General features: G+C 41.7%; 20 protein-coding genes. 6 read left to right on the top strand and 14 right to left on the bottom strand.

The window, feature by feature from the left end:
- Positions 1 to 9: 9 nt before the first annotated feature.
- Together QWZ08_RS20670 and QWZ08_RS20665 are read right to left on the bottom strand one after the other, a co-directional pair.
- Positions 10 to 372 (bottom strand): hypothetical protein, encoded by a 363-nt coding sequence (locus QWZ08_RS20670; protein ID WP_290339452.1) that lies wholly within the window; start codon positions 370 to 372, stop codon positions 10 to 12.
- Positions 373 to 487: 115 nt separating this feature from the next.
- Positions 488 to 916 carry a DoxX family protein gene (locus tag QWZ08_RS20665; RefSeq protein ID WP_290339451.1) on the bottom strand — a complete coding sequence of 143 codons (429 nt, stop codon included), beginning with the start codon at positions 914 to 916 and terminating at the stop codon, positions 488 to 490.
- A 280-nt stretch (positions 917 to 1196) separates the two neighbouring features.
- Between QWZ08_RS20665 and QWZ08_RS20660 the strand changes: the two genes are divergently transcribed.
- The gene (locus QWZ08_RS20660; protein ID WP_290339450.1) at positions 1197 to 1523 is read left to right on the top strand and encodes a DUF3303 domain-containing protein; all 327 of its coding nucleotides are present in this window, start codon (positions 1197 to 1199) and stop codon (positions 1521 to 1523) included.
- Between the two features lie 612 nt (positions 1524 to 2135).
- On the opposite strand, the gene QWZ08_RS20655 is transcribed toward QWZ08_RS20660, so the two are convergent.
- From QWZ08_RS20655 to QWZ08_RS20620, 8 genes are all read right to left on the bottom strand, one after another.
- Positions 2136 to 2861, bottom strand: a complete 726-nt coding sequence (locus tag QWZ08_RS20655) for a LytR/AlgR family response regulator transcription factor (protein ID WP_290339449.1) — start codon at positions 2859 to 2861, stop codon at positions 2136 to 2138.
- Positions 2842 to 3909, bottom strand: a complete 1068-nt coding sequence (locus QWZ08_RS20650; protein WP_290339448.1) for a sensor histidine kinase — start codon at positions 3907 to 3909, stop codon at positions 2842 to 2844. The genes QWZ08_RS20655 and QWZ08_RS20650 overlap by 20 nt, the downstream gene beginning before the upstream one ends.
- On the bottom strand, positions 3899 to 4270 hold the full coding sequence (locus QWZ08_RS20645) for a DUF4288 domain-containing protein (protein ID WP_290339447.1): 372 nt from the start codon (positions 4268 to 4270) through the stop codon (positions 3899 to 3901). The genes QWZ08_RS20650 and QWZ08_RS20645 overlap by 11 nt, the downstream gene beginning before the upstream one ends.
- Before the next feature lie 139 nt (positions 4271 to 4409).
- Complete coding sequence (locus QWZ08_RS20640; protein WP_290339446.1) at positions 4410 to 5189, bottom strand: LiaF transmembrane domain-containing protein; 780 nt, start codon at positions 5187 to 5189, stop codon at positions 4410 to 4412.
- 265 nt (positions 5190 to 5454) lie between these two features.
- Positions 5455 to 6483, bottom strand: coding sequence for a methyltransferase (locus QWZ08_RS20635; RefSeq protein ID WP_290339445.1), 1029 nt, complete (start codon positions 6481 to 6483; stop codon positions 5455 to 5457).
- Positions 6484 to 6532: 49 nt separating this feature from the next.
- On the bottom strand, positions 6533 to 7612 hold the full coding sequence (locus QWZ08_RS20630) for a family 10 glycosylhydrolase (protein WP_290339444.1): 1080 nt from the start codon (positions 7610 to 7612) through the stop codon (positions 6533 to 6535).
- On the bottom strand, positions 7609 to 8724 hold the full coding sequence (locus tag QWZ08_RS20625) for a carbohydrate-binding family 9-like protein (protein WP_290339443.1): 1116 nt from the start codon (positions 8722 to 8724) through the stop codon (positions 7609 to 7611). The genes QWZ08_RS20630 and QWZ08_RS20625 overlap by 4 nt, the downstream gene beginning before the upstream one ends.
- Before the next feature lie 199 nt (positions 8725 to 8923).
- The gene (locus tag QWZ08_RS20620) at positions 8924 to 10408 is read right to left on the bottom strand and encodes a hypothetical protein (RefSeq protein ID WP_290339442.1); all 1485 of its coding nucleotides are present in this window, start codon (positions 10406 to 10408) and stop codon (positions 8924 to 8926) included.
- Positions 10409 to 10991: 583 nt separating this feature from the next.
- On the opposite strand from QWZ08_RS20620, the gene QWZ08_RS20615 reads away from it, so the two are divergent.
- Positions 10992 to 12152, top strand: a complete 1161-nt coding sequence (locus QWZ08_RS20615) for an AI-2E family transporter (RefSeq protein ID WP_290339441.1) — start codon at positions 10992 to 10994, stop codon at positions 12150 to 12152.
- A gap of 160 nt (positions 12153 to 12312) precedes the next feature.
- Positions 12313 to 14553, top strand: coding sequence for a glycoside hydrolase family 3 N-terminal domain-containing protein (locus QWZ08_RS20610; RefSeq protein ID WP_290339440.1), 2241 nt, complete (start codon positions 12313 to 12315; stop codon positions 14551 to 14553).
- Positions 14554 to 14627: 74 nt separating this feature from the next.
- Here QWZ08_RS20610 and QWZ08_RS20605 read toward each other — a convergent pair whose 3' ends face one another.
- The 3 genes from QWZ08_RS20605 to hxpB form a co-directional block, all read right to left on the bottom strand.
- Positions 14628 to 14981: a hypothetical protein gene (locus QWZ08_RS20605; RefSeq protein ID WP_290339439.1), complete on the bottom strand. Its 354-nt coding sequence runs from the start codon at positions 14979 to 14981 to the stop codon at positions 14628 to 14630.
- A 261-nt stretch (positions 14982 to 15242) separates the two neighbouring features.
- Positions 15243 to 16052, bottom strand: coding sequence for a hypothetical protein (locus QWZ08_RS20600; protein ID WP_290339438.1), 810 nt, complete (start codon positions 16050 to 16052; stop codon positions 15243 to 15245).
- Between the two features lie 318 nt (positions 16053 to 16370).
- Positions 16371 to 17027, bottom strand: a complete 657-nt coding sequence (gene hxpB, locus QWZ08_RS20595) for a hexitol phosphatase HxpB (RefSeq protein WP_290339437.1) — start codon at positions 17025 to 17027, stop codon at positions 16371 to 16373.
- Between the two features lie 193 nt (positions 17028 to 17220).
- Here hxpB and QWZ08_RS20590 point away from each other — a divergent pair, with 193 nt between their 5' ends.
- The 3 genes from QWZ08_RS20590 (at position 17221) to QWZ08_RS20580 (ending at position 20302) form a co-directional block, all read left to right on the top strand.
- A complete protein-coding gene (locus QWZ08_RS20590; RefSeq protein ID WP_290339436.1) occupies positions 17221 to 17979 on the top strand; it encodes a lysophospholipid acyltransferase family protein in 759 nt (252 codons plus the stop codon).
- A 15-nt stretch (positions 17980 to 17994) separates the two neighbouring features.
- Complete coding sequence (locus tag QWZ08_RS20585) at positions 17995 to 19110, top strand: carboxypeptidase-like regulatory domain-containing protein (protein ID WP_290339435.1); 1116 nt, start codon at positions 17995 to 17997, stop codon at positions 19108 to 19110.
- A gap of 76 nt (positions 19111 to 19186) precedes the next feature.
- Complete coding sequence (locus QWZ08_RS20580) at positions 19187 to 20302, top strand: carboxypeptidase-like regulatory domain-containing protein (protein WP_290339434.1); 1116 nt, start codon at positions 19187 to 19189, stop codon at positions 20300 to 20302.
- A 5-nt stretch (positions 20303 to 20307) separates the two neighbouring features.
- Here the strand turns inward: QWZ08_RS20580 and QWZ08_RS20575 are convergent, their stop codons facing one another.
- On the bottom strand, positions 20308 to 20814 hold the full coding sequence (locus QWZ08_RS20575) for an acyl-CoA thioesterase (RefSeq protein WP_290339433.1): 507 nt from the start codon (positions 20812 to 20814) through the stop codon (positions 20308 to 20310).
- Positions 20815 to 20973 lie beyond the last annotated feature (159 nt).

The following is a 20973-nucleotide window of genomic DNA, read 5'->3' as shown; positions in this document are numbered from 1 at the left end:
GATAAGTTCTTAGTCAGGCACCATACGGTATTTCCCTTTTACGTTTTGTATGTAATAGGTAACGGTTACTTTGGCGGTTTTAAATTCCGTCCACACTTTCAGGGGAACGCCTTCAAGAATGTGTTCTGTTCTGTCCTGTGTTGAGTATACCAGGTAGCCAAAATAATTATCACAACTGTAGTACGCCGCACTTAAAAACCAGGAGCTTTTACCGAAGGGAAGTTCATCGGAGAGTACGAAGGACGTGTTTTGTATTGCGCGGGTGGCCTCATTGTACGACCGGAAATTAGCCGGCAAATCATCGCATGTTTGGGCCTTTGCAGTTGCTTGAAATATCAGCGCCAGCACCAAAACTAAAAAAATATTTTTCACCTGGGAACGTTTTATTGATACACAGCCATTTCGTTTTAATGGCGTATTTTTTTAGCAGAACAAATTCAAAGCAGCACTGCACCATTTTTATTGGGCAGGTTAAAGACCACCGGCGTCAATTATTTGCTCTTCTTTTAAGCAGTGCCTTCAACGCACCTGTTGACCATAGTGCCCAAAGCACCAGCAGGGGTTGAAAGAATAACCTGGTTAATCTTTTAGCATCGGTATCGAGACCAAAAGCATTTACACCATTTACATATTGCGCAATGTTACCCGGAAAAATCAATACATAAAATATTGTCAGTGCGATACCAACTCTTACTCTTTCTTTTTTCCAAAAGATCATAGCAAGGCCCAACAGCAGTTCCACAACACCTGAGAGCAACACGACCAAATCTTTACTCATGGGTATCCAGTCAGGAACCTGCGCCTGGAATGCAGCCCGCTGAAATGTCATATGCCCGGCTGCGGCCAACACCATAAAAGTGCCGAGCATTACTCTTGCTATTTTTTGAAAACGTGTTGTTTCAATTTCTCTATTCACCGGTTGATTGTTTAATGGATGTTATTAAATTGTGTTGATATAAACGTAGTGTTTAATTTTCAAAAGCTTCAAATTATTTTTGTTTTGAGCGAGGGGTACACCGGTCGGCACCAAAGGTCAGACCGGTGTAATTACGAAACGGGAAGTAAATAAAAAGATATTTTCAGCAATATCGGTAATAGAGTAATCAAGCATTTGCTACCCACTTGCATCTGCATTTTATTATACTTATATTAGATACAGTATTTATTTTTTCATTTTTAAACAAAAGGAGGTAAGTATGAAATTTATGGTTACATGGCGTACACACGCCGACAAAAGACAGGCTGTTTTTAACGCCTTTTCTCAAATGACCGCCGAAGATGATAAAAGAGACATGGGCGACAAAATCAGGCTGATTGGCCGCTGGCACGACCTTAGCCAGTTTTCAGGCGTTGCTATCTGCGAATGTGATGATGCATTGGCAGTAGCAAGCTGGGCGCTTAACTGGAATAATGTGCTGGACCTGCAGACAGTAGTTGTACTGGATGACGAAGAAGCCAGGGCTGTTGGTAGAAACAAATTAGCAGCGGCTGCGCAGGTAAAACCAGCTCCGATTGCTAATTAAAGGGATTTAAAACTGGCATATTACGGATATTTTTCCGTACAGCATATCCTTGTTTTATGCCAGTTGTTTTTAACATGCTGCCAATACCTCTGCACCAAATAATCTCCGTTGCTTCTTTTTTGCCCATATAAATAAATTGTACCAGAAAATTTTAAAGTGCAGGTTGTGCAAATGAATAAAATTGTGCCGGCAAAAAATGCTGATCATGCATTACCATTATTTCCAAAAGCTCTGGCGGCTGGTTTGTTGTTCTTGTCATTTACTAAAAGAAATTCCGGTTCCTTATCATTAAAAAATTAAAGTTGAATGTGCGCTCGCTTATTCAAAGCCCGGCTATTGTGATCCAATGCGCTTTCTTTAAAATAGTGCTTGAGAAAACCATTAGTAAAGAATTGAACTGGGATGACTTTTCAACTAACTCTAAAGTTGCTGAGTTAACCGAAAGTACATATGCCTTTATTAAAAAAATAAGACGTTATTTGAAAATGCATTTCAGTTATCGATTCCGCCATCCGCGTCAATGAAAGTCCCAAAACGGCATGCGGTAAAAGTGTGCGACGCAACGATGCCGCCATAAAAAATACTGATGGTTACATAAAAAAAATTACCACGCTAAATCCCCAGTACTTCTTTCAATTTAGCATAGCCGGCTTTGCTTACAGGCAAACGTGCGCCGGTGGTTAGCAAAGCAAGGTGACTGTCTTTTTCGTACGGATCTATGCGGGTGATGAGTTGTGCGTTGACAATATAGCTGCGGTGTATGCGGATGAATTCCTGTGGTGGCAGCATGTCTTCAAAATGCTGCATGGTTTTCTTTTTCAGGAAGCTACCTTCGGCCGTTACGATTTTTACATAGTCGTCGGCGGCTTCCAGGTATTGTACCTGTGCTACGGGGATGATTTTTATTTTACCATTGTCTTTTACTACAACGCGGTTGCTTTGCGTGGCTGCCTGTAACGCAGTTTCTACAACGGCTTGTGCTGCGTTGTTGTGAGGTTGCTGCAGTTTTTGCATGGCTTTATCAAAGCGTTCTTTGCTGAATGGCTTTAATAAATAATCAGCGGCATGGGCATCAAACGCTTTGATGGCGTACTCTTCGAAGGCCGTGGTAAAAATTACCTGCGGCGGATTATCGATGAGCTCCAGCATTTCGAAGCCATTTATTTTGGGCATTTGTATATCCAGGAAAATTAAATCGGGCTGGTGTTGCTGGATGGCCTTCATGCCTTCGAAACCATCGTTGCATTCCTGCACCACTTCAATGTGCGGATAAGCCTGCAGGTATTCTTTCACCATCATTCTTGCCAGTGGTTCGTCGTCAATTATGATTGCTTTCATTTTGTTGCGGTATGCTGATTGTTGTAATAAATTGTTGTGCTTCTTTTTTTATCTGTAATAAATCGTGCCTTGCAAATAACAAAAATAAACGTCGCCGGATGGAAGACAAACCAAAGCCCGTTCCTTTTACCGGCGCTGAGGTAGTTTCGTCGAAAGGGTTTTGTACGCTGACTTCCAGCAAGTCGTTCACTTTTTTTGCCCGTATAAAAATAGTGACTTCGCCAATGGTATCATACAGTCCGAACTTGATGGCGTTTTCAACCAACGGCTGTAATAACATAGACGGAAGATGCATTTGCAAGGCAGCAGGTTCTGTTTCAATCTGTGTTTGCAGGCGGTAACCAAAGCGTACTTTTTCTATGTCGAGGTACAATTGCAGGTATTGCAGTTCTTCTTCAAAACTGGTCCATTGCTGCTGCTCTTTTTTTAATGTGCCGCGTAAAAAATCACTCAGCTGTTGTATCATGTGCCGGGCTTTTTCTGGCTGGCTTCCGGTAAGGGCGCTGATGGAGTTTAAACTGTTGAATAAAAAATGCGGCTGCAATTGCTGGCGTAATTTATTCAGTTCTGCTTCTCTTGCCAACCGTTCCATGGCCTGCTTCCGTTCGCTATCGGCTTGCTGATCCTGCTGCGAATACCAGAGCAAACTTAACACGGTACAACAACCGATGATCAAAAAAGCAATGGCAAACCGGATGAGGGAAGTATGGCCAAGCATTGTTAAATACGCCGTATCATTTTTAAACACCCGCCATAAAATGATGCGCAATAACAAGAGCCATAAAGAACTTAACCCAAAGCTGATGATGAGTGTGTACCAGTATTTTTCTTTTTTGGGAAGGTAGTACCTCATGTTGTTGATGATGAGCAAACAGAAGGCTTCGAGCAGTAAATTGCTGATGACAGAATCTGTGATGGCACGGGATACAGGGATGCCGAAATCCAGCAACACATTTACCTGCAGCGTGCTCCATATCCCAAACCAGGACAGGAAAGTGATAAAGAAAACCAGTACGCTTTTTTTCTGTGATGAGGTATTACGAGCCAATGGACATGCTGTTTAAACAAGTGAACTGATGCAGGCTTCGCTGGAACAATTGCGACGCCATTTTCTGTATGCTGCGAATGTACGCCTCTGCATTTGCTTCTTCTTTTATCGTAGAAAATATCTCTGCGCCATCGGTGGATTGTGCAAGCAAATGCAGCTCACATACATCAATGAATTTCCATTGCACGCCTATGAGACTTCCTTCTTTTAAGCAATCACCTTCTCCCAGTAATCTGGCTTTGTGAAACGCATGCAATTCATCATCTGCATAAATCAGGCGGACCTGTTCTTCAAATTGTGCGGTATGCGTACCCGATCCGCAAACAATTCTGAAAACCAATTTTGCAAGGAACCAATTCATGAGCTGTAGTTTTGTTATGGTCAATAGTGAATGGTCAATAGTCAATGGTGAGTTGTGAGCGCTCAATCGTCAATGGTCGTTGGTGATTTTGTTTTTGTGGGCCCTATTCACCACTCACTATTCACCATTCACCAACTCGCTAGTAGCTTCTAATCTCCACGCCACCGAATACCGCAGAACCTTTTAGTATCAATATTTTTCCGGGATTGATGGTGGCATCCGGATTGAATCTTCTCTTATCATCGATGCCATGAAAGACACCTTCGATGTCATTTTGCACAGACCAGTGTGGAGGTATTACCAGTTTTACACCGCCGAATACGGCTTCCAGTTTTAATATCACCGTTCCGTTAATATCGGCCTGGCTCAGGTCAATTTCTGCACCGCCAAATACGCAGGAGATGCGGCCACCCTGGAAATTTTTTGATACTATATTTTTTACTACGCCGCTGAACACGGAACGTACATTCAGGAAGTCTGAGCTGTCGATAGAACCTGCTACAACCGGCGATTGGGGAACGCCGTATACGTCGGTTGTGCTGGTTGTTTGTTTATTGATATTAATATCGGCATTAAAATCAACCCAGCTTTTTTTGTTGGGCCTTAGTATAAACAATATTCCCACGCCTATTATCACCAGCGGCCAGAAAAGAGGCTGCAAGCCAAGACTGGGAATAAAATCGCTTACCAAAAAAAAGCCGCCTACACCGACTAAAATTATCCACCCATTGTTTCTGAAATTATGTTTTACGCCGGAGTAAATACCTACCAGTATTAAAATCATTGGCCAGGAAAATAACCAGCCTGGCAGCCAGAAGCCCATGTTACGCAATAATAAAAAAGCACCCACGCCCACCAGTATCAATCCTGCTACTACTCTTCCTCCATCATAGTTTCTTGTTCCTTTACTGTTTTCCATTGTGTTTAATTTTATAACACAAATGTATAGTAGCGCAAATACTAATGAAAATGGCATTAGGCAATTGCAGGTGGAAAGGCGGTAAACGCAGGTATTTTGTAGGTGAACGCAGAAGGTTTAAAGCTTAAGGCTGAACGCTGAAGGCAAAGACAGAAAGCAGTAGGCAAAAGGCAGGAGACAAAAGGCTTAATGCTTAAGTAAAAAGTAAAAATTGGGGATGGTCTGTGCCTGGCCTTTTTTCGCCATTCCCAGAGAAGTATTCGTGTTATTTCTTTTCTCCGGTGATGATGCTTCTGTTGCCGGTGGTGTGGGTTTCTCGTATGTTTACAAAACCGGCAGCTTCCAGCAGCGGAGCCAGTTCTGTAATGGAATAACATTTGCCCCAGCAGGAAAACATCAGCAGAATAGAATACTCGGCCGTTGACAGCGGGCCTGATTTATCCGGGTTAACATGGGCATCATGAATCATGATTACGCCACCTTTATTCAGGCTGTTGAATGAGTTGTTGATCAGGATTTGGTTTTGTTCCAGCGTCCAGTCGTGCAGTACATGCGAAAATAAATGGATGTCGAAACCTGCGGGGATGGACTGAAACATATCGCCTTCGATGACTTTTACAGATGCTTCTTTTTCTTTATTTCGGATAGAAATTTCAGCAATTTTATCTACAGGTGATTTTTCTAAAATGCCACCGGTGAGGTTGGGGAAATGATCAATGATGGAACAAACATACACACCGGAAGCACCACCGATATCAAGCATTGTATTGTATTTACTGAAGTCGAATTTTTTTGAAATAGCCGGAGCCATTAATGCCGCACGGCTATCCATACCCGCTGTGAACATCGCTGCAAAATCAGGTCTTTCCATGGCTTTCGCCCAGTCCAGCTCATCTTTTTTAGCGCCCCAGCTTTGTGGCTTTCCGGTCTTCAATGCATCCAGCATTTTTTCAATAATCGGCCGCTCAAGCAGGTTGGAAAAATAGGGGATCAGGTTCCATGTTGAAGTAGATAACAAAAACTCGGACGTCTTTTTAGTAACTACATAGTGACCATTTTCGATGGATATCAGGCCCAGTGCAACAAAATAAGTAAGCATTACATCGGTGCACCGACGGTCTGTTTTAAAGTGATTGCAGATGCCTTCGAAATCCAGTTCGTATTTTTCAATGGCTGTAAAAAAATCGAGATGGCCAAGCGCAGTGATCAACAGGTCTGTAGCGTAAACGCTGTCTCTTAAACCAATCAAATCAGCAGGGTCAGTTTCTGGCAGGGCAATCGTATCGTTTGTCATTTCAGGCAATTTATTTTAGTTTACATAAGGAGCAAAAAGCAATGATTGTTTAAGACACAGACTTTAATATTTCCAGTATGGGCGCATCCACATGTCCAAACAAGGATACACCGGCTGCACCATTTTGCATCGCAATTTCAATGCCTTTTTTTATATCATCATTGCTTTTAAAATCGGGTAAATACAACCCGGCGTACAACGGAAATTTTCCGCCAATTCCTTTAACTCCTTCAGCTACTGCATCGCCGATCCATCCAATATCTTCTTTATAAAAGCCATGATAGATCATCGGGCAAACAGCATCCAGGTTCCAGTTCGTCCAGTCTTGCCGCACATTTCTTTTAGCCACTTCCGGTGTTGGGAAAACCGCTGCTGTAATGGGTTTCTTAAAATCATGGGCTACAGCAGACAGCCTGTTTACAATTCTTGTTATGTTATTGTAACGGAACCTGCGCCAGGATAAATTCTGTTCGGGATACATTACAGACAACGGATCAACGCCTTTTTGTAAACGAAAATTTTCCCGGCAAACATCACAGTAACAATAATCGTATTCAGGCAATTCTTTGGTTTGTTCAATCCCATAATTATCCCACAAATTCAATGGCAAAATAACATCGCAATAACGCACATAATCCAGGTGAATACCATCAACATAATCTTTGCTGAGTATGCTTTTCACATCAGCTTCCAAATACTGGTACACTTCTTCTTTGGATGGACAAAGCCAGCGGTAATAACTCACATAAGGCGGGTTTTCAGCGCAGGATTCCAGCTTGCGGTTTACCGCATACCATTCGGGATGTGCTGCCAGCAATTCCTTTTCACCACGGTTCATGGTCCACATCCAGCGATGAGCTGCGATGTTATTTTTCTTTGCCAGCCGGTAATGTTTTTCACTGTCGGCTTCAAAAAATATACCGCGGATACCTGCATCATGATAAGCTGCATACAAGGCATCAATGACTGCATCTGTATCTTTTGGATTGGGATTGATCCATACCCAATGCTTCCATTTCTTTTTATTCTTTTTTAAATATCCATCACCTGCGGTAGCGGTTAGGGAGAGCTGTGCGCTTGCTACACCTGCTACCAGCGCTGATTTTAAAAATTGTCTTTTGCTGATCATGGATTGATTGCTTTACTTATTTTACCATCCTGGTCTATCTGCCACCGTTCCCCAATACCGGCAGGCTGCAGGATTGCTATGTATTGAAGCCCTGTTGCCACCAGTTCGATATGGCAATTTAAGCCAGCACTTTCAATTGTTGAAGGAAAATTTAACAGCGGTAAATCGGTTGCGTATTGGAGATGTTGCTGCCGGTATTGCTGTTGTTTATAAAACAGTAACCACAAATATTTTTTGTATGTTTCGGCCGCAGGCAACGGCATATTTATTTTTGATGAACCTGCGTTTTGCGTGCTGAACTGCAGGTAACCCCAGCGTTCGGGCATGTGCATGTTGATTGGTCCCTGCTGCGACCAAACCCAGTTGTGTTCGGGCAGCGGACGTTTTGAAACAGAATCCACTTTCTTAATATAATTACCATGAACGATTTCAGTTTCATATTCAACCCTTGAAAAATTGATGCGCCAGAAACTTCCATCTGCAGGCACCTGTTCTTTAAAGCCGGTAGCAATGGAACGCAATGGAATGGCCATTTCAACAAACCATTTTTTATCAATGTCCCTGGTGTTATTAACAGAACCTTGCACGGATACAGCAGACTTCAATTGCTGTACATCCCAGTTGATCAGGGCGACGCCACCATTGCGGTAGGGTTTGGTTAAAAACAAATCGAAAATGGTATTAAGCGCATTTACTTCGATCTCAAAATAGTTGTGCATATCGCCATCCGGATCGATGAAAATTTCAAAATCATTGTCATTGAAAATGATGTCATCATGGTGTTTCAGTGTGGCCCAGGTGTTGGGCTCTTCCAGCTCAGCAGCGATGTATACATATTGCGTATCCCAAAGCATTTTAAAACGCGTTTTCAATGGAGGAACGGGTTTTTTATTGCCTTCAATGTCAACAAAATCATCTGACCACCCTGCCTTGCTCCACGATGCTTCTTTTAATTTGCCATCAATTTTCATAGGGTCTTTTGTTTTGTAAATGGTGTATTGCAGTGGGGTGGTAAATAACTGTTCGTAGCCCCTAAAAAGGTCCTGGGCATTGACGGGTTTGACAGAAATAGAAGTAATGATAAATGCAATGCAAAAAATACAGCGATTCAAAATCAAAGTGGTTTAAGGTTGGTGGTTCAACAATTAAATAATAATGGTAAGTTAATTCAATTGTTGATTCGCAACGCTTTGCTGCAGGAGTTTATCCCGCTTATTTTTTGTACATTAAGCCTTTAAAATAGCTCTTTGCTTTAATCCATCCAAATAGGTCGAGTTTCTTAAAAGACGAACTTCTTTTCCCCGCGTCATATTATTTAGCCAGTGTTGCTTCCATGTCAATCAACAACCCTTCTGGAGGAAGAATGCCTCCGGAAGATTCAAAGGCAACTTTATTTGGCCAGCTTTTTACTGCCATTTTTTCTGCAATTTTTCGGTCGCCGGTCTTTTCAAAAATTAATTGTTTAATGGTAGGTTCAGGCGCCCAAATTTTTGCAGTGGCAGGAATACCAAATTCATCCCATGAAGGGGTAATACCATATTTTTCTTTGAATGCATTTTCGCCGGGGCAAATAAAATAGATGGAGGTGATACCCGGCTGATATTGTTTTGTAATGACATTCTTAAGCAGGCTATATTCCACCTGTAACGGATCAATAAATTGTTTATGGTAATTATACCAGGCATTCATTAAAAAGAGAATGCTAAACCCGCCTGCAACAATGTTACTGGTGTTTTCTTTTTTAATCAGAGAAAAAATTGTTTCCGCTACAAGTAAAAATGCAATCATATCCAGAGCAAACAAGGTGCGGTTGGAAGAATAATTTTCCTGCACGATAAGAGAAGGCAGATCGGCGAACATGGCAAAAACAATCAGCCCCAATAAATACACCAGGTTATCTGCCGATGATTTTGTGCGCTGCGTGATTAGAGTAGCCGCCAGCCATCCGAATAAAACAGTTCCGTAAACAATCAGTCCCTCAACACTTTTTTCTGTAAAAATATACGTAAAATGAAAAGCCGTTGCCAGCGGCATTGAGAAAAAAAACAACAATTTATTCACTGGATTAGTGGCGAACGCCCCTCTGCTGCTGGCTGGCAATGCATACACATTCAGCGAGTATTTAAATGCCAGGTAATACACAATAAAGATTACCAGGGAAAAAGCAAAGCCGATATAAATGGTTTTGCTGATTTTTTTTGTGGCGATAAAATGAATAAAAAAAGGGATAAAAAAGCAGCCAAAACAATGTTGATAAATGAACAATGCAGTTACACCTGTAATAATGGATAGTGCTATCCGTTTAGATGATACTTCTACCAGTTCACCATTGTAGCTTATACCTTGATATAACACAAACCCAGACAGCAGCGCACTTAAACAGGCTATAAACATTTCCATACAGGCGCTCCATCCAATGTAAATAATAAAGGGTGGCATGCAGATAAGATAAACCATTGCCAGCAAGACAAGCTGTTTGGGTAAACCGTTTTTAACAACCAGGGTACTGATAATATAATACCAAACCGGCAAGCACAGCATCCATCCAAAGAAAGAAAAAAGGCGGGCATAAATAACCTGGTGAACAGTGTGTATGTGGCTGAATACCCATTCAAAAATTTTGTAGGTAAGTAATCTTCCCTGTGGAACAGATGTTTCAAAATTCAGCCTGGTTGCGGCATCCCAAAGCTGGTTGGCTTCATCTGTATAGAGGAACTCGGCAGTAAAAACCGGGTAATAAATAATAAGTAGAGCAGCTGTTAAAAACAATAGTAGAATAACACTCGTACGGTTCATAATGGAGATTCATTTTTTTACACTCAGCTGAAGTTAATTGTAACCAGCACATCATTTTAAGTGCCGATATTAACGGTGGTAGTAGTTTTACCTACACCGCCCTTGATATTGTAAAGCGCAATTTTATTCAAGAAGGTAATTTAATAATTAGAAAGTTACTACTGTATTAATTTCGCCACAAGCCTATTCCATGCCGTTATCAGACTTCGTATTACGGTCATAAATGACACCAGCAAAACGTTTTGGGGTGTTGCCAGTGTACCGCAGTCCGCACCAGCCACCTTTATGAATGTTTTCAAATGGACTGAACAGCACCAGCCAGCCAGCACCTGTCTCCAGGAAGAAATACTCAAAGGAAACGAATGTTTAAAAATTTTGTTGCGAAGTATTGGGGACTGAAAATTACGTTGATTGGCGGGAGAGATATCGAATAAAGTGCGGTGGTGAGTAAAATAATGCCCACTGAATTTTTAGAGAGCGTTTTCGCCGTTGCATAAATCCGGCACATAATTTACTCACCATTGTTTTTGATTTCACTATTTTTTAGCTAGAGAAATTTAGCGGATAAAATGCAAATGCTACGATGAACAACATTAGAACTATATCTTACGCCCAGCAACTTAGTTTTCAATTATTACTGATTTTATTAATCGGTATTTTCATTTCTGTTGGTCATGGCGTGCTGGTACCTATTTATTTTTCTATTCTTTTATCGATATTATTGTTACCCGTTACCAACCTGCTGCAAAAATGTTACCTGCCGGCAACAATGGCCAACCTTGTGGCGGTTATTTTAGCCCTTGCGGTAATCGCCACAATTGTCTATTTTATTTCAGCGCAGATGATTGGCTTTTTAAACGATGTTCCTGCCATAAGGGAACACCTGGCCGGGCATATTACTTCACTGCAAAAATGGCTTGAACAAAAAGTGCATATCAGCACTGAGGTACAAAAATCTTACATCGACGATATCCGGGAAGGGGTTCGGCATTCGGGCGGCCAGTATATTGGCCAAACTTTTCTTACGGTATCGCAAACAGTCATGTTTACAATTATAGTAGCTATTTATTCTTTTCTGATTCTTTGCTACCGGCAATTAATCAGGCGGTTTTTGTTTGCCGTTTTTAGCAGCCAGCACAAAGAACGGTTGCAGTTTGTATTGCTCCAATCAAAACAGATTATTCAAAAATACATGACTGGGTTGCTGATAGAAATGGCTATTGTAGCAGCCTGCAATTCAGCTGTGTTGTTGATTATCGGGGTGAAGTATGCTGTATTCTTGGGCGTCTTTGCAGCGGTGCTAAATATTGTGCCGTATATAGGATTGTTTACAAGCCTTGTTTTTACCGTGCTTGTAACCCTGGGTAATTCATCAAGCATGAATGAAATTATCTGGATCATTGTCGGTATGGAAACGATCCATTTTTTAGATGCGAATTTTTTGATGACCAAGATTGTCGGATCAAAAGTAAAGATTAATGCACTGATGACGATTGTGGGCGTTGTAATTGGCGGTTCTATGATTGGGTTGCCCGGTATCTTTTTAGCGCTACCCACCATTGCCATTGTGAATGTGATTTTTTCCCAGATAGATGCATTGAAACCGTGGTCAATACTGCTGAGCGATGACAATGAAAATATTCCTGAAAAGCGCATCTTGCGGCATCTTAAAAAACTAAGTGATAAAAGAAAGGCGGCTGTTGTACTTACTCAGGCAAATAAATCTAACGCCACGGATCATTAGCAAACGGCTATTGAAACCAAACGCAAATATCCACCGTTGAATGACCGTACCGGTTGACAGCGCCATCCAATCAAAATTTGACATATACTCAATGAACTCATTTAAAAACTGTCCCACTGATCTGCACTCCGTAATTTTGCATTTCAAATAAACAGCTTGTATGAAATCCTGTCTACTTTTTTCACCATTATTTTTATTGATATTGCTTGTTACACCTTTTTACAATGCCATAGCGCAAAAAAAGAGCCTTGATCAAAAGGTAGATTCTGTTTTACGCCTGATGACACTGGATGAAAAAATAGGCCAAATGAACCAGTACAACGGCGACTGGGCGGCAACTGGTCCTATAACGAAAGACGGCGATAAGCAGGAGCAGATAAAGAAGGGCATGCTGGGTAGTATGCTGAATGTTACCGGTACAGATCATACAAGAACACTGCAGCAATTGGCAATGCAGTCCCGAATGAAAATTCCCCTGTTGTTTGGGCAGGACATAGTACACGGTTACAGAACGATTTTTCCCATACCGCTGGCAGAAGCGGCCAGCTGGGATCTTCCGGCCATTGAATTGTCTGCACGGGTGGCGGCAACAGAAGGCGCTGCTGCCGGCATTCACTGGACCTTTGCGCCGATGGTAGATATAGCAAGGGACCCACGCTGGGGCCGCGTAATGGAAGGCGCAGGTGAAGATACTTACCTGGGCAGTTTAATTGCCGCAGCAAGGGTGAAAGGTTTCCAGGGAAAAGGATTGGGCAATACAGATGCCATGATGGCCTGCGCCAAACATTTTGCCGCTTATGGTGCAGCAGTGGCAGGCAGGGATTACAATAGTGTTGACATGAGCAACCGCCAGTTACTGGAAACTTATTTACCCCCATTTGAAGCGGCCGCAAAAGCAGGCGCTGCCACCTTCATGAATTCCTTCAATGATCTGAACGGCGTACCGGCCAGTGGAAATGCCTACCTGCAAAGAACCATTTTAAAAGGCCAGTGGGGCTTTAAAGGTTTTGTGGTGAGCGACTGGGGAAGTATTGGTGAAATGATCAACCATGGTTTTGTAAAAGATAATTATGAAGCCGCTATGGCCGCTGCCAATGCGGGCAGTGACATGGATATGGAAAGCCGCAGCTACATTCAAAATTTAGCCAAATTGGTGAAGGAAGGTAAAGTGAAAATAGCGGTGATTGATGATGCCGTAAAAAGAATACTGAGAAAGAAATTTGAGATGGGCCTGTTTGATGATCCGTTCAGATTTTGCAATGAAGCAAGAGAAAACGAACAATCCAATAACCCTGCCCATATCACTGCGGCAAGAGAAGTGGCAAAAAAAAGTATCGTGTTACTGAAAAATGAAAAGCAGTTATTGCCGCTCAGTAAAGATGTTAAAAACATTGCGCTGATTGGTCCGTTTGTAAAAGCAAAATCTGATAACCTCGGATTCTGGAGTTACGACTGGCCGGATGATACTGCCCGCATTGTTACATTGTGGGAGGGTGTGAAAAGCAAGCTGGCTGCCGGTTCCAATGTATTGTATGCAAAAGGTTGCGAAATAAAAGATACCAGCCGTGCAGGTTTTAGTGAAGCCGTTGCAGCCGCCATGCAGGCGGATGTTGTAGTGATGACTGTAGGCGAAGCAAGAGACATGACCGGTGAAGCAAAAAGCAGAAGTGTTATCCGCCTGCCGGGTGTGCAGGAAGAGCTGGTGAAGGCCATCGTGGCAACGGGTAAGCCCGTTGTGGTACTGATGAGTGCCGGAAGGCCGCTGGTGTTTAACTGGATCGCAGACAACGTTCCCGCCATTGTGTATACCTGGTGGTTGGGTACCCAGGCGGGTAACGCCATCGCCGACGTATTATTTGGTGATTACAATCCTTCTGCAAAATTGCCCATTAGTTTCCCCAGAACAGAAGGACAAATTCCGATCTATTACAATTATTACAACACCGGCCGCCCCGCTAAAAATGATAGCGATTTAAACTATGTTTCATCTTATATCGATTTGCCCAACAGCCCGAAATACCCGTTTGGCTTTGGATTGAGCTATACCAGTTTTTCATACGGCGATATTGAATTAAGCAAACCCGTTTTTAAACCAACAGAAAAACTGGTAGTAAAATGTACGGTTATCAATACGGGTAATTATGACGGTGAAGAAACCGTGCAATTGTACATCCGCGATTTGGTAGGCAGCGTTGTAAGACCGGTAAAAGAGTTGAAAGGGTTTAAAAAAATACAGCTGAAAAAAGGAGCCTCCACAACGGTTGAGTTTATCCTTACTGCAAATGACCTTCGCTTTTACAATGACAAACTACAGTATATTTTTGAACCGGGCGATTTTAAAGTGTTTGTTGGTGGAAGTTCTGCGAGTGTGAAGGAGGCGGGTTTTACTTTGGTCAAGTGATGAGCAGATTGTTTAATGATGCAACTTAAAACCTGCGCCAGCTGAGAAGAAAGGAAAAGAACAAAAGAAATTATTTACGTGTTCTTTTTATTATAAATTAAGCCTCCAACGATTGAAGCTGGTGCAAAAATAATAATAGCGAGCAGTTGTGTCCAATGATTACCGGCTGATTTGACTAATGAGAAAGTGGCAAAACCTGCAATAATAAAAGCGAGGATATAATTTATTATAAGGCTTTTTGTTCGGGAAATCATTTGTGTAACAAGCCCGGCGATGAAGGAAGTTACTGCTCCATAAATCGCTGTTAGTATTACAAAAGTAGTTGTTGGATCAGCATGCGGTTTTTGTCCTGAAAACTTAAAAAGCGCCAGGGCTGTAATCACAAAAATTATATAACCTGCGATGACACTTACAATTTTTCTTCCCATTTTTTGTACTTTGTTTATTATGCGGGTTGCTATACAATTTACGGCAACGTTTTGCTTTGTGCAACTAAAAATAAATGATTGTATCAATGCAATCAAAAGCAGCTGCTAAATGAGTTCATCGTGCAATTATCGCAGCTAAATTCAATGCTATAAGTATAGTGGGTGAATTTTTTGGATTGTGGTATTAGTAACGCAAGGCATCAGGGCAGGAGCCCTGCGCCAGGAGCTTGCATCCCAACCCAATGTTGTGTGTTCGTGTTTCTAGCCGTCGAATAAGTTATTTTGATTAGTCCCTTCGATTTTGTCGGGTGGAATAACTTCTAGCACTTGTAATGCTTCGTAGGTTACAATAGGTTTTAAAGTGTTGTTATTTGTAGTGTAAGTTATTTTTAAATCAACTTTCAAATAGTCATTGGGCTGAATAACAATTTTTCTATTATGGTAATCTTCCAGCCATTCCTTGTGAAGAATTTTTACTTCAATTTGTTTCCCTTGTCGAATGAGTTTCCAACTTGCTTTGTCTGAAAGCAAATCCAATGTCTTAACTTTTAGAGTTTCAATTCTCTGTTGTTCCAAAGTCTGACCACCAAGTTCATAAAGCAACTTGGCCATGTTTACAGAACTACCATTTCCAATCCTTGCATTTCCCACCTTCGATTTATATTCAAAATATTCTTCTTTTTTTAACCCACGACCTTCAATACTTAATTCATTGATAGCATTTAAAATAAAATAGTTATTGACTTCTAGAATGATGATTGTCGTTGTGGGTAGTTTCTTAATTTCACTATTAATGTCGTTAGTAACCTTTTGCAAACTCTCAACCGATTGAACCTCGTTAGTCTCGGTCGCTTTTATAAGTCGCTTTTTAATATAAACTAAAAGGTGTCCAAATAACTTTCCTGGATTTAATATGTCTTTTAAAATGTCGTCGGGTATTGATTTTAAAATCTGATTAACCTTGGACTTTATGGAAGAATATTCTAAGTCAATGAGTTCATACTCCAATTTAGCACTCGGCAAAATGCTATATAAAATTTGCTGGTCAATAGACAACAATCTTTCATACATTTTTCCAATCTGTCAAAACGCTTCAACAGGATTTTTTTGTCCCGAAAATATCAGGTCAAGTTCAAAGTCAAAATCCTTTGTTGATTTACTCATTGCAATAAAAGTTTTTGGTTTCGTTAACTGTCACGATAAAATGACGCACAACGCTCTGCTTTGGGCATCTAACTTAACCTATTGCGTCAATCCAACCAAACACATTATATTGCTGGATAAAGTGTAAATCTTATACGCACCAATAAAGCTCCCCAAAACCAAAAAAGCACAAGGGGGCGATGCAACGATGTTCCACATTGCTTCTTAGCGTGGACCAAAAAATATTTACAAACTCTGCATCAGCAAGGTGTTAAAGTTAGCCAGCGAAGAAATTTTTAAATCGGCGGCATTGAACTTTTCATTTTTTCTGTCGTGCGGGGCCGGTACTACCACGCATTTCATGCGGGCGGCTTTGGCAGCGATGAGGCCGTTGAAAGAATCTTCAAAGCAAATACACTGCGTTGGCCGACTTTCCAGCGCTTCGGCACAATTTAAATATACCTGCGGGTGCGGTTTGCCATAGGGCAGGTCTGCAGCAGATGCAATAGACTGTAAAAAATTGCGGATGCCCAGCTTATCTACCACTACATCAATCAATGGCTGTCCGGAGGAAGTAGCCAGACCGATTTTGAAATTGCGCTCAATAAAAAAATTGAAGATGTGCTCCACACCGGGCATCGGTTTGGCTTTGGCGGCTACCTTTTCTACCACGCTTTTTAAGATGGCGCTTTCTGCATCGGCCATGTGGCGGCCTTCAATTTTATAATGGTTAAACCACCACTCAACGAACTCTTTGGTACGCATGCCTGTGGTGGTGGCATACTGTGCGGCGGTTAACTGAAAGTTATAACGGTTAAAAACTTCAACTGCTGCTTCGCCCCATAAGGGTTCAGAGTCTACGAGCAGCCCGTCCATATCAAAAATTACGGTGTTTAATTGCATAGCGGTAAAGATATTAACTTATTAGCGGAGCATAAAACGGGAGCCGTCACCTGCCCTCGTCACTGATGGGTTGACAACCCCATGAATTACCTGGAGGCATGCTGCAAAACCCAATCGTTAAAGATGATTTTAAGGCAGTTATAAAAATGATAATTCCGTATATTGCAGGGGAGATTGCGGCTAAAAAAATTACATGACAACATTTTTTACGAAGTTTAAAGAGAGCAGATTTGTTAAGGGAATCGTATATGCTGTTATTGGAACCATTACCTACCCTGGCATTAATATTTTTAATAAGCTGCAGATTACGGGCATGGAGAATTTGCACAAACTGCCCAAGAAAAATGTGCTCTTTGTGAGCAATCACCAAACCTATTTTGCCGAAGTAATTACTTTTATACATATTTTCTGCGCCGTAAGCTGGCGAAAAAAGCATGGCCTGGGAATACCTTATTACCTGCTGTGGCCATTTACAAAAATTTACTATGTGGCGGCCGAAGAAACCATGAAGAAAAACTGGATCAGCAGAATACTGAGCCTTGGAGGTGCTATTACCGTAAAGCGTACCTGGGTAAAAGATGGAAAAGAAGTGCGCAAAAGTTTAGACCCCAGCGATACCCGTAAAATTGAACGGGCGCTGAACGACAACTGGGTCATTACGTTTCCACAGGGAACAACCAAACCGTTTGCACCCGGGCGCAAAGGCACGGCATTTATTATAAAACACCATCAGCCCATTGTAATACCGGTTGTAATAGGCGGCTACTGGCGTGCCTTTGATAAAAAGGGTTTGAAATTTAAAAAGAGAGGTACCCGGCTAACCATTACTTTTAAAGCCCCGCTGCAAATTGACTACAATGATACCAGTGAAAACATACTGGAACAGGTGATGGATAGTATTGAACAAAGCAAACAATATATGCTGAAAGGCAGGCACCACGTAACCAATTGAACCCAGCGATTAACTATGCATGTACCATACCCAAAAAATGTTTGCTCCTTCATTCTGTCCCTGTTTTTTATTTTACAAACGGCCACTGCGCAGGTAAGTTTTACAGGTAAGGTGATTGATGAAAACAGCGACGCTGCTATACCAAATGCTACCGTGTATTTCAACAATACTACCATTGCTGCCGAAACAAATGCGCAGGGCGAATTTAGTTTTCACAACATCCGTTTTTTTAATACTGATGTTGTGATTATCAGCCCGGGATATGAGTTGTTTTCGTTTAAACCAGCCGCGGCAAAAATGGGGAGTAACAAATTTGTGTTTAAAATGCGCAAAAAAAAGGCTGGTAGTTTACCAAAAGATGCTATGGAAACGGCTAACACGCAGGCTTACCGGCAAGCTTTCCTGCAAGGGTTGCTGGGGATTACAAATGAAGCAGTTCAAAGCACGGTGAGCAATTTAAAAGATGTTTATTTTGAGAGGGATACTTCCTTCGAAGGATTTATTGCCACAGCAGATACCACACTGATAATTGTAAATAAACTTTGCGGATACAAAATGTATTATAACCTTGTGAGTTTTTATTATGATACATATACCAGGCAATCCTATTTTTCAGGGTATTGCCATTACGAGTCCCTGGCAGATGGCAGTCAATTTCAAACCGCCCGCAACCATTGCTATTTTGGAAGCAGCCAGCATTTTTATCGCAGTCTTATAGCCAACAAATTGTACCAGGAGGGGTTTGGTGTATTTGTAAAGGACACTGTACCTGCAGCCGGTGCCCGGCATCCCGGCGATGAGGATCTCTACAGACCACTAACTGCCACCCAGGTTTTGTGGATTGACAGCACCAATAATTATTCTATAGGCATAAAAGACAAGCTTATTATTCAATACAACAACAATCCGGCAACAAAAAATTACCTGCGGACTGTATTGGAGTATATAGATGGGGATTTAAAAAAAGGGATAGAAGCAAGCATAGAAATTAAACATGCGCCGGTGGAATTGACAACCATTGGTGTGCCTGTGGATGACAGTGAATTGGAATACGGTGGTTTTTGGAGCTATGAGAAACTGGCCAATACTTTGCCGCTCGACTATCAACCTGATCCGAAGCCTTTAAAATAGTACAACGTTCCGGCATTGCGCATGCAGGCCATTTTTAAATTATTGATTATTGCAGCCTGCTGCTACATGAAGCCATATGAGATGTATAAACTGTAAAATCAACCTGCTTTTTTTTATTGCCTTATTCGCAGGTGCATTGAGTGCCGTTGCACAAACCGTTATACGCGGTAAAGTGGTGAATGAGGCCACCGCTCAGCCTTTGCAGGGTGCCAGTATATATTTCAACAACACATCTATCGGCACCAGCAGCAATGCAGAAGGTGTTTTTTCAATTCCGTTGCCGGCAATGGAAAATGCTGAGTTGATTATTTCCAGCGTGGGATATGAACGACTGGTGTATAAACCGGATGCTTCAACAATTCAGCACAATACGATTGTATTTAAACTGGCACAAAAAGCCGAACAGTTAAAAGATGTATTGATATTAACAGATGCCGTAAGAAAAAAATACCTGGCGATTTTTGAAAAGGAATTTTTAGGTATTACGGAAGAAGCAAGTCGCAGCAGTATTCAAAATAAAAAAGACATTTATTTTACCAACGGCGGCAGTAAAAATTCTTTTAAAGCTTACAGCGACACACCTTTGGTGATAACAAACAGAATGATGGGCTACAAAATAAGTTTTGAGCTGGTGGAGTTTTTTTATGATGAACAAAGCGGTCGCACCTCATATTACGGCTATACCCGCTTTGACGAAATGGGGGTTAAAAACAAATGGAAAAAGAACCGGCAGCATTGCTACTATGGCAGTACCATTCATTTTTACCGGGCGCTTATTAGTAACCGGTTAAAGGAAGAAAATTATCATATTTATTTGATAAAGCCGGTGCGGATGACCAATGATACCAGCAAAAAAAGCAGCAGGGAAGAGATGGATATGGCGTACGAAGTAACAGCAGCACAAATCATATCAGCTGATACCAGTAACACCAGTAATTATAACGTCGTTATTCCCGGCAAGTTGATGGTACAATATGGAAAAAATCCTTCTTCAAAAAGTTACTTAAGCAAAAATACTTTTTTGCAGGGCGGGCTTCCGGTTGGGTTCCGGGCCTACGTAACTGTTACGTCCCCAGCCATCAGTCTTAACAATGCGGGCATCATTAACAACCCAATGGATGTACTGTATGCGGGCTACTGGATATACGAAAAGGCAGCGAATATGCTGCCTTACAATTATGTGCCGGAATAATTTATTTACGCAAACAGCGCTTTTAATTCTTCTGCCTCCGAGGCTTTCATTTTGCCACCCAGTACCAGTCTTAATTGCCTGCGTCTTAATGCGCCTGCATACAATTCTATTTCTTCTGCCGTTTCAGCAATCAGCTGGTTTACCGGTTTGGGTTTGCTGTTGGGGTCAAGGGCTACGAAGGTAAAATAGGCTTCGTTACTTTTGTATTTATATTGATGTAATGCATCTTCTCCCCACACTTTTAAATGCACTTCCATACTGGTTTTAAACGCTCTGCTTACCTTGGCTTCAATATGCACTACATTGCCGAGCCGGATAGGGTTTTCAAAAGAGATGTTATCAACCGAAGCGGTTACAACCGGAGACCCGCAGTGTTTCATTGCTGCCAGGGCAGAAGCGATGTCCATCCAGTACATTAATCGTCCACCCATCAGGTTGCCAAAAGTATTGGTATCATTAGGTAATACCAGTTCCGTCATCACTACCAGCGATTCGCTTGCTTTTTTGTCCATGTAAAAATTTTGGCAAAGATAAGTTGGAATGGCTGATGTCGGATATAGGATGTTGCAGCATACATTGTTAAAAGGTTTTTTGATCCGGGCATTGAACCATGGTTGGGCTTCATTGGCGTCGCACCCTTTAACTGGTTGCTGCTATTTGGCTTCAGCTTC

Source organism: Ferruginibacter paludis (genome assembly GCF_030409685.1).
GTDB classification, from domain to species: domain Bacteria; phylum Bacteroidota; class Bacteroidia; order Chitinophagales; family Chitinophagaceae; genus Ferruginibacter; species Ferruginibacter paludis.
Note: the sequence above shows the minus strand (reverse complement) of the source record. Positions and strands in the feature narration are given on the sequence as shown.

Bases quoted from the DNA above. Each gene is read 5' to 3' on its own strand.
- QWZ08_RS20660 (WP_290339450.1), top strand. From the start codon at position 1,197: ATGAAATTTATGGTTACATGGCGTACACACGCCGACAAAAGACAGGCT.
- QWZ08_RS20655 (WP_290339449.1), bottom strand. From the start codon at position 2,861: ATGAAAGCAATCATAATTGACGACGAACCACTGGCAAGAATGATGGTG.
- QWZ08_RS20645 (WP_290339447.1), bottom strand. From the start codon at position 4,270: ATGAATTGGTTCCTTGCAAAATTGGTTTTCAGAATTGTTTGCGGATCG.
- QWZ08_RS20640 (WP_290339446.1), bottom strand. From the start codon at position 5,189: ATGGAAAACAGTAAAGGAACAAGAAACTATGATGGAGGAAGAGTAGTA.
- QWZ08_RS20635 (WP_290339445.1), bottom strand. From the start codon at position 6,483: ATGACAAACGATACGATTGCCCTGCCAGAAACTGACCCTGCTGATTTG.
- QWZ08_RS20630 (WP_290339444.1), bottom strand. From the start codon at position 7,612: ATGATCAGCAAAAGACAATTTTTAAAATCAGCGCTGGTAGCAGGTGTA.
- QWZ08_RS20620 (WP_290339442.1), bottom strand. From the start codon at position 10,408: ATGAACCGTACGAGTGTTATTCTACTATTGTTTTTAACAGCTGCTCTA.
- QWZ08_RS20615 (WP_290339441.1), top strand. From the start codon at position 10,992: ATGAACAACATTAGAACTATATCTTACGCCCAGCAACTTAGTTTTCAA.
- QWZ08_RS20610 (WP_290339440.1), top strand. From the start codon at position 12,313: ATGAAATCCTGTCTACTTTTTTCACCATTATTTTTATTGATATTGCTT.
- QWZ08_RS20605 (WP_290339439.1), bottom strand. From the start codon at position 14,981: ATGGGAAGAAAAATTGTAAGTGTCATCGCAGGTTATATAATTTTTGTG.
- QWZ08_RS20600 (WP_290339438.1), bottom strand. From the start codon at position 16,052: ATGTATGAAAGATTGTTGTCTATTGACCAGCAAATTTTATATAGCATT.
- hxpB (WP_290339437.1), bottom strand. From the start codon at position 17,027: ATGCAATTAAACACCGTAATTTTTGATATGGACGGGCTGCTCGTAGAC.
- QWZ08_RS20590 (WP_290339436.1), top strand. From the start codon at position 17,221: ATGACAACATTTTTTACGAAGTTTAAAGAGAGCAGATTTGTTAAGGGA.
- QWZ08_RS20585 (WP_290339435.1), top strand. From the start codon at position 17,995: ATGCATGTACCATACCCAAAAAATGTTTGCTCCTTCATTCTGTCCCTG.
- QWZ08_RS20580 (WP_290339434.1), top strand. From the start codon at position 19,187: ATGAGATGTATAAACTGTAAAATCAACCTGCTTTTTTTTATTGCCTTA.
- QWZ08_RS20575 (WP_290339433.1), bottom strand. From the start codon at position 20,814: ATGGACAAAAAAGCAAGCGAATCGCTGGTAGTGATGACGGAACTGGTA.